Origin of the sequence: Bacillus sp. NH11B (genome assembly GCF_001884205.1) — a bacterium.
GTDB lineage: Bacteria > Bacillota > Bacilli > Bacillales > Bacillaceae_G > Bacillus_A > Bacillus_A proteolyticus.
Genome location: NZ_MAOG01000015.1, coordinates 21,997 through 30,088 on the forward strand (window position 1 = coordinate 21,997; position 8,092 = coordinate 30,088).

The following is an 8,092-nucleotide window of genomic DNA, read 5'->3' on the forward strand; positions in this document are numbered from 1 at the left end:
TCAATCAAAATTCGGCACCTTTAAAACTGCACCTGTATTCGCCGATGTTACCATCTGAGAGTATCGCCCAAGCCATCCAGTTTTCACTTTCGGTTCTGGTCGTTTCCATTCTTTTTTACGCTTTTCTAATTCCTTATCACTCACTCTTACTTCTAGCAAGCGTTCCTCAACATCAATACATACAATATCCCCTTGTTCAAGTAGTGCGATTGTTCCACCCGCAGCTGCTTCTGGTGAAATATGTCCTACCGAAATGCCACGTGAAGCTCCAGAGAAACGTCCGTCCGTTAATAATGCAACCTCAGCACCTAATCCCATTCCAGCAATTGCTGATGTTGGTGCTAGCATTTCAGGCATACCCGGTCCGCCTCTTGGCCCTTCATAACGAATGACAACTACATCTCCTTTCTTCACCTTTCCAAGCATAATGCCCGCAAGCGCCTCATCTTGTGAATTAAAAATAACGCAAGGTCCTTCAAATCGTTTTACTTCGGTTGCTCCGCTTTTAATAACTGCCCCATCTTTCGCAAGGTTTCCTTTTAATATACGTAATCCCCCTTCTTCACTATGAGGATTTTCAAGAGAATGAATAACTTCTTTATCTTGAATCTCTGCATGAGCAATATTTTCTCTTAATGTTTGCCCAGTAGCAGTTATTCGATCTAGATGAAGTACCCCTTCTTTTCGACTCATCTCTTTCAAAATTGCACTTATCCCGCCTGCTCGATCAATATCTTCCATATGCCAATTAGAAGCAGGGCTCACTTTACATAAATGCGGTACACGTCTTGAAACAGCATCAATACGGTTCATATCGTAATCTAATCCAGCCTCTTGTGCGAGCGCTAGCGTGTGTAATACTGTATTCGTAGATCCACCCATCGCCATATCAAGTGCAAATGCATCATCAATTGCCTCTTCTGTTACAATATCGCGTGGCTTAATATCTCTCTCAATTAAAATTTTTAATTTCTCTGCTGCTTGTTTAATTAACTCTTCACGCCTAGGATCAATCGCTAAAATACTACCGTTACCTGGAAGAGCTAAACCTAACACTTCACATAAACAATTCATAGAATTTGCGGTAAACATACCGGAACAAGAGCCACAAGATGGACAGCCATGATCTTCGATATCCTTTAATTCTTCTTCTGAAATTTTCCCAGATTGGTAAGCTCCTACCCCTTCAAAAACAGAACTTAAATCAACAACTTCTCCTTTTGATGTTTTCCCAGCCGCCATCGGGCCGCCTGAAACAAATACAGTCGGAATGTTAATACGAAGAGACGCCATCATCATACCAGGTGTAATTTTGTCACAGTTTGGAATACAAATCATGCCATCAAACCAATGTGCATTTACAACTGTTTCTACTGAATCTGCAATGATTTCACGACTCGGAAGCGAATAACGCATACCGATATGTCCCATCGCAATACCGTCATCTACTCCAATTGTATTGAATTCAAATGGCACCATGCCTGCCGCACGAACGGCTTCTTTTACAAGTTTCCCAAACTCGTTCAAGTGCTTATGCCCTGGAATAATTTCAATAAAAGAATTACAGATTGCTATAAACGGTTTATCAAAATCTTCATCTTTTAAACCAGTTGCTTTTAATAAACTACGATGCGGAGCTTTATCAAAACCTTTTTTAATCATGTCACTTCTCATCTTGTCAAATCCCCTCTTACATATTTTTCACTTATAAACTCTCAATCTATTTCTTTACTAACGTTTTCTTTTCTGGTTCCTTAATCCAACTCATCATTTCACGAAGCTCTGCTCCTACTTTTTCTAGCTGATGATTTTGTTCTGCTTTTTTCATCGCATTATACGTTGGACGCCCCGCTTGATTTTCTAAAATCCATTTCTTCGCAAATCCACCTTGCTGAATTTCTGCAAGAACACGTTTCATTTCCTTCTTCGTTTCGTCTGTAACAATTCTCGACCCTGTTACATAATCTCCGAACTCTGCCGTATCTGAAATAGAATGGCGCATGTTTGTTAAACCACCTTCGTACATTAAATCAACAATTAACTTTAATTCATGCAAACATTCAAAGTATGCAATTTCAGGACGGTATCCGCCTTCCGTTAATGTTTCAAAACCAGCTTTCACAAGTGCAGTTACTCCGCCGCAAAGTACTGCTTGCTCACCAAACAAATCGGTTTCTGTTTCTTCTTGGAATGTCGTTTCAATTACACCTGCACGTGTACACCCTACACCTTTTGCATACGCAAGTGCTACACTTAATGCCGTTCCCGTTGCATCTTGATGTACTGCGACTAATGCCGGAACACCATTCCCTTCTTGAAATACACGGCGAACGAGATGACCTGGACTTTTTGGCGCGACCATTGCTACATCTACGTAACTTGGCGGATTAATTTGTCCGAAGTGAATATTAAATCCATGTGAGAAAAGTAACATTTGTCCTTCACGAAGATTCTCTTCTACTTCTGTTTTATATACATACGCTTGCTGTTCATCCGGCAATAACATTTGTACAACTTGTGCGGTTCGAACCGCTTCTGAAACAGACATTACTTCAAATCCATCAGCTTTTGCTACTTCATATGACTTACCAGGGCGAACACCAACTACAACCTCCACACCAGAATTGCGTAAATTTTGTGCTTGGGCATGACCTTGAGACCCATATCCGACTACCGCAACTGTTTTCCCTTTTAATAGCTCTAAATTTGCATCTTTCTCATAATAAGTTTTCATATTCCATACACTCCTTACAATTTATTTACTTGCAGTACATTGATTAATTTTTTCAACTGACTGACGAGTAACGTTGCTTCATTTTCAGTACAAACTGCTGTTAGTTTCATTTCAGAAACACCACTTGTATCTCTTTCGTTTAAATTTAAAGAAGAAATATAATAACCACGCCGAGCAAAAATTCCACTTATACGTAATAAGACGCTCGGATCGTTATGAATAACTAATGAAAAAGTATGACTCATTCTTCCCACCTCTTCATAATCATTTCGTTATTCCCTTTGTTTGGCGGAACCATCGGAAAGACGTTCTCACCTTCTTCTACACAAAAGTCAACTACGACAGGACCTTCATGAGAAAAAGCTTCTAACATTACTTTTTTCGCCTCAAACGAATTTGTTGCTCTTAGCCCTTTTACACCATAAGCTTCTGCTACTTTCACAAAATCTGGTGACCCAATTCTCGATTCCGACAAACGGTTTTCATAAAACATTTCTTGCCATTGCCTTACCATCCCTAAAAATTTGTTGTTTATGATGAATACTTTGACAGGAATATTATTTTCAGCAATTGTTTGCAGCTCTTGAATGTTCATTTGGAAAGAAGCATCACCAGCAATACAGATGACAAGTTCTTCTTCTTTTGCAAGCTGAGCACCAATTGCTGCTGGAAAACCAAATCCCATCGTCCCTAATCCCCCTGATGTTAGAAAAGTCCGTGGTTTTCTCGCTTTATAAAAGTGAGCAGCCCACATTTGATGCTGTCCTACCTCTGTCGTGACAATCGCTTCACCATTCGTTAATTCACTTACTAAGTTGATAACATGCTGTGGTTTTAACTCAAATTCTTTTTGCTTATATGAAAGTGGATATTCTTCTTGCCATTTCTTCAGTTTCTGAAGCCATTCATCTGTTTGTGTATAAATAGACATATGTAAAAGCGTATGTAGCGCCTTTTTCACATCACCAACAATCGGATGCTCTACAGTTACATTTTTATGGAACTCAGAAGGATCAATATCAATATGTACTTTTTTCGAATGCGGAGAAAAAAGTTCTAATTTTCCTGTTACACGATCATCGAAACGAACACCTAACGCCAGTAATAAGTCACATTCTGTTACTGCCATATTTGCAGCGTACGTTCCATGCATACCGAGCATTCCTAAAAACAACGGATCTCCCGGCGGATATGCACCCAGTCCCATTAAAGTTGAAACGACTGGAATACGATTCTCCTTCGCAAACTTGATGAGTTCTTCAGATCCGCCTGAATGAATGACGCCTCCCCCGATATAAAGGAGTGGGCGTTTTGCTTTTGAAATTGATTTTGCTACCTCCCTCAGTTTCAAACTGTCTGGAAAAGGTTCTGGTTTATATCCTGGAATCTCCACTTCTTCATTAAAGAAACTTGTTACATTTGCATTTTGAACATCTTTTGGAATATCAATTAATACCGGTCCCGGTCTCCCGCTTTCGGCGATGTAAAAAGCTTCTTGCACAGTTCTTGATAAATGTTTCACATCACGAACTTGGTAATTATGCTTCGTTACAGGTACTGTAATTCCGACAACATCTGCTTCTTGAAATCCGTCTTTACCAATTAAAGGCGTTGCAACTTGCCCTGTAATGACTACTAAAGGAATCGAATCCATATAAGCATCTGCTAAACCCGTAACTAAATTCGTCGCCCCTGGACCAGAGGTAGCAAAGACTACCCCAACCTTTCCAGAAGCTCTCGCATATCCTTCCGCTGCATGAATTGCAGCTTGTTCATGACGAGTTAACACGTGCTTTAAACCACTTTCGTATAACACATCGTATATTGGTAAAATCGCTCCGCCCGGATAACCGAAAACGGTCGTTACACCTAATTTCTTCAAACATTGAATAACGTGTCCAGCACCTGTAGCTTCTTCACTCTGCAGTTCATCGCATGCTGTATACTGTTCCTCCATTTCAATTAACTCCTCTCCCTATTTACGCTAAACTTTCCGCCAACCCTGGAACACGTACTCCTCTTTCTCTCGTTAATTTTTTAAATTCTTCGGTTAATCTTTTTGTTACATCTCCTGGTTTTCCATCTCCAATTTCTCTTGAATCTACTTTCACTACAGGAATTAGTTCCGCTGCAGTTCCTGTTAAAAACACTTCATCTGCTACATATACGTCATGGCGAGTAAATGGCCTTTCCTCACACGGAATACTTAGACGCTCACATAACTCAATCACACTATTTCTCGTAATACCTTCTAGCGCGCCTAGGTACGAAGGAGGTGTTAACACTTTTCCATCTTTCACAATGAAAACATTATCTCCAGACCCTTCACAAACATATCCTTGTTGATTTAACATAAGAGCCTCTAGCACTCCCGCTTGTGCCGCTTCAATTTTTACAAGCACGTTATTTAAGTAGTTCATTGACTTAATGCGTGGGTCTAATGCGTCTGGCGTATTACGTCTTGATGCAACAGACACAACGCTTAGTCCATTATCATAAAATTCCTGAGGGAATAACTTTAATTGTTCTGCAATGATAATTACGCTCGGTTTCACACAGCTTCTCGGATCAAGCCCTAAGTCACCTTTTCCTCTTGAAACAATTAATCGAATGTAGGCATCCGCGTATTCATTTTTTTGCAATGTTTGTAAAACTGCTTCTTCCATTTCATCTACCGTCATTGGAATTGTAAGCAAAATAGATTTCGCGGATTCATATAGTCGTTTCACATGTTCTTTTAAACAAAATACATTTCCTCCGTAACTACGAATCCCTTCAAATACACCGTCCCCGTATAAAAAGCCGTGATCATATACTGAAACAACTGCCTTTTCTTTCTCTACAAATTCTCCATTCATATAAATGTACTGGTTTCCCATCTCACATCGCTCCTCTTTTTTATCTCTATTTTTGCAATCTATTTCTATATCGATTGCTGAGATGAGTATTTTAACAGAATATTCAGTATATAATTCTTAAAAATATACTCGTCTCAACAATCGATTACTTACATACTTGTAGCAATCCATTGCTGAGACGAGGGAATCGTGGTACCACTCAGCTTCCTTACACTTCTCACGAAATATAAGCTTTGCAAGTCCAATTAGACTTTTGTTTTTCTATCGGAAACAATTCCGCTACTTTTTACTAGTTTTCAAAAGTAGTGCTCCGAGGTGATCTTCAATGATTCGATTGTTACTACCCTCACAGCCTTTGGGCAGCTCTCTGAAACAATCTATATCATTTACTCTCCTCTTCCACGCATTCTTTTATTCTATTTTTATAAAATAAAAACTCTCGCCTCAGCAATCAACTACTACAACTTAGTAGCTTTGATTGCTGAGGCGAGAGTTTCGCGTTACCACTCAGCTTCCTTATACTTCTCGCGAAATATAAGCTTCATAGGTCCAATCAGACCTCCGTCCTTTTACCGGAGACGATGCCGCCGCCCTCTACTCAGTTTCCCTTTCGCAAGCGATGCTCCGAGGTGATCTTCAATGATTCGATTGCTACTACTCTCACAGCCTAGGAGTAGCTCTCTGAAACGATCATAATCATCTACTTTCCTCTTCTTTGCATATACAACATATAAAGTTAGAAAATTCTTAATTAACTTTTATTTGTTAAACGTATTATAGGACGTTGTTCTTTTCATTGTCAATACATTTTCAGAAAATATTTTTAATAATACATATATTTTTGAATCTTTTTTATTGCGCAATAAAACTTTTTGTATAATACTATATAAAACATATATATTTAGGAGGATTACAGCAATGTCCGAAAAAACATACGAACTCGCAACCTTTGCAGGTGGTTGCTTTTGGTGCATGGTAAAGCCATTTGATGAACTTCCTGGTATTCATAAAGTACTTTCTGGCTATGCAGGTGGTCATGTAGAAAACCCAACATATGAACAAGTAAAAGCTGGTACATCTGGTCATTTAGAAGTCGTACAAATTACATTCGACCCTTCTATTTTTCCATATGAAAAATTACTAGATTTATATTGGCCACAAATCGATCCAACTGATGATGGCGGACAATTCTTTGATCGTGGCCCATCTTATCGCACTGCTATTTTTTATCATACTGAAACGCAAAAAGAGCTTGCTGAAAAATCAAAACAAGCTCTTGCAGAAAGCGGTATGTTTAAAGATCCAATCGTAACTGAAATTCGCCCGGCTGCACCTTTTTATGAAGCCGAAGAATACCATCAACATTTCTATAAAAAGAACCCTGAGAAATATGCTATCGAGCAAAAAGAATCTGGCCGTGAAGACTTTATAAAAGAAAATTGGCCAAAAAAATAATAAAAACGCATCGTGCTCTCTTTTCAAAGTGCGATGCGTTTTTATCTTTGAAAAAAGTACCATACAATGATAAAAACAACAGCTGTTAATGTCCAAAGTACTATCTCGTTTTTCACGCCATTCTTTTTCTTATTCATTTCATCCCCCCTAGTAGCAATTAAACATAGTCAAGTCTTCCTTTGTTTAATTGTCCACTTGATGAATGTGAATAAATCCGTAAAAATTCTTATAGCAAGACCACCAATGATTCCTATTGCAATTGAAATTACTAACATCTGTACAAAGCTAAGAGTAGTTGTGTATGTTATGTAGAGAACAACGCATTCAAGTAAAACATCCGGTAAAGAAAGCAAAAACTTTTTAAGCATTTCTTCAGCTCTCCTATGCTTTATTTATCTCTTCTACTGTAGCTTTGAAATAAAGCTTGTTCAAAAATTCCATTCAGACACTCATTTTATGGAAAAAGAATAAGAATCCCTTTTAAATAAAGGAATTCTTATTCAGCAGATGTAAGTTTGATTATTTTCTACACATCCTATTCCATAATTACTCTTAAAATAGAATAATATTACTAGTGATTTATTGTAAAGCAACCATTTTCATTCCACATCAACAAATCGTTATTAAAAACTAATTACCAGGCAATCGGATGTTGTGCCAACTACTTACATTGCATTGACCGTATGTATTATCACCTACTGCCACAACGGTTCCATCTGATTTCAGACCGACTGTATGCGCACAACCAGCCGCTATCGCTACAATATCACTCCAATCGCTTACATTACATTGACCATACTCATTCGAACCCATTGCCACTACAGTACCATCCGATTTAAGAGCGACTGTATGCTTACTCCCTGCCGCTATTTCCACAATATCACGCCAGCTACTTACATCACATTGACCATCTTTATTATTACCGACAGCCATCACCGTTCCATCCGATTTCAGACCCACAGTATGAAGATAACCTGCCGACAGCGCCACCATACCACGCCAGTCACTTACACTGCATTGGCCATATCGATTATTCCCCACAGTC

The 8,092-nt window shown here is 38.8% G+C and carries 8 protein-coding genes and 2 other annotated features; of the genes, 1 reads left to right on the forward strand and 7 read right to left on the reverse strand.

The window, feature by feature from the left end:
• The 5 genes from ilvD to ilvE are packed head-to-tail and all read right to left on the reverse strand — an operon-like array spanning window position 1 to window position 5,613.
• Window positions 1-1,674, reverse strand: a complete 1,674-nt coding sequence (ilvD, locus tag BAU27_RS02395; RefSeq protein ID WP_071770026.1) for a dihydroxy-acid dehydratase — start codon at window positions 1,672-1,674, stop codon at window positions 1-3.
• A gap of 46 nt (window positions 1,675-1,720) precedes the next feature.
• Window positions 1,721-2,734 (reverse strand): ketol-acid reductoisomerase, encoded by a 1,014-nt coding sequence (ilvC, locus tag BAU27_RS02400; protein WP_071770027.1) that lies wholly within the window; start codon window positions 2,732-2,734, stop codon window positions 1,721-1,723.
• A 14-nt stretch (window positions 2,735-2,748) separates the two neighbouring features.
• Window positions 2,749-2,979, reverse strand: a complete 231-nt coding sequence (locus tag BAU27_RS02405) for an ACT domain-containing protein (RefSeq protein WP_044440462.1) — start codon at window positions 2,977-2,979, stop codon at window positions 2,749-2,751.
• Entirely contained in the window at window positions 2,976-4,691 is a 1,716-nt protein-coding gene (ilvB, locus tag BAU27_RS02410) for an acetolactate synthase large subunit (protein WP_071770028.1), read from the reverse strand. The genes BAU27_RS02405 and ilvB overlap by 4 nt, the downstream gene beginning before the upstream one ends.
• A 22-nt stretch (window positions 4,692-4,713) precedes the next feature.
• Window positions 4,714-5,613, reverse strand: coding sequence for a branched-chain-amino-acid transaminase (gene ilvE / locus BAU27_RS02415; protein ID WP_071745099.1), 900 nt, complete (start codon window positions 5,611-5,613; stop codon window positions 4,714-4,716).
• A gap of 150 nt (window positions 5,614-5,763) precedes the next feature.
• Window positions 5,764-6,003: a binding site (T-box leader), on the reverse strand.
• A gap of 68 nt (window positions 6,004-6,071) precedes the next feature.
• Window positions 6,072-6,317: a binding site (T-box leader), on the reverse strand.
• 193 nt (window positions 6,318-6,510) lie between these two features.
• Here ilvE and msrA point away from each other — a divergent pair.
• Window positions 6,511-7,047, forward strand: coding sequence for a peptide-methionine (S)-S-oxide reductase MsrA (gene msrA / locus BAU27_RS02420; RefSeq protein ID WP_071770029.1), 537 nt, complete (start codon window positions 6,511-6,513; stop codon window positions 7,045-7,047).
• A 167-nt stretch (window positions 7,048-7,214) separates the two neighbouring features.
• On the opposite strand, the gene BAU27_RS02425 is transcribed toward msrA, so the two are convergent.
• Both BAU27_RS02425 and BAU27_RS02430 read right to left on the reverse strand, forming a co-directional pair.
• Window positions 7,215-7,415, reverse strand: coding sequence for a hypothetical protein (locus tag BAU27_RS02425; protein WP_071770030.1), 201 nt, complete (start codon window positions 7,413-7,415; stop codon window positions 7,215-7,217).
• Between the two features lie 262 nt (window positions 7,416-7,677).
• A partial coding sequence (locus BAU27_RS02430) for an RCC1 domain-containing protein (protein WP_368087152.1) occupies window positions 7,678-8,092 on the reverse strand: 415 nt, incomplete at its 5' end.

Coding starts and splice junctions, on each gene's coding strand:
- BAU27_RS02405 (WP_044440462.1), bottom strand. CDS start 2,979: ATGAGTCATACTTTTTCATTAGTTATTCATAACGATCCGAGCGTCTTA.
- ilvD (WP_071770026.1), bottom strand. CDS start 1,674: ATGAGAAGTGACATGATTAAAAAAGGTTTTGATAAAGCTCCGCATCGT.
- ilvC (WP_071770027.1), bottom strand. CDS start 2,734: ATGAAAACTTATTATGAGAAAGATGCAAATTTAGAGCTATTAAAAGGG.
- ilvE (WP_071745099.1), bottom strand. CDS start 5,613: ATGGGAAACCAGTACATTTATATGAATGGAGAATTTGTAGAGAAAGAA.
- BAU27_RS02425 (WP_071770030.1), bottom strand. CDS start 7,415: ATGCTTAAAAAGTTTTTGCTTTCTTTACCGGATGTTTTACTTGAATGC.
- ilvB (WP_071770028.1), bottom strand. CDS start 4,691: ATGGAGGAACAGTATACAGCATGCGATGAACTGCAGAGTGAAGAAGCT.
- msrA (WP_071770029.1), top strand. CDS start 6,511: ATGTCCGAAAAAACATACGAACTCGCAACCTTTGCAGGTGGTTGCTTT.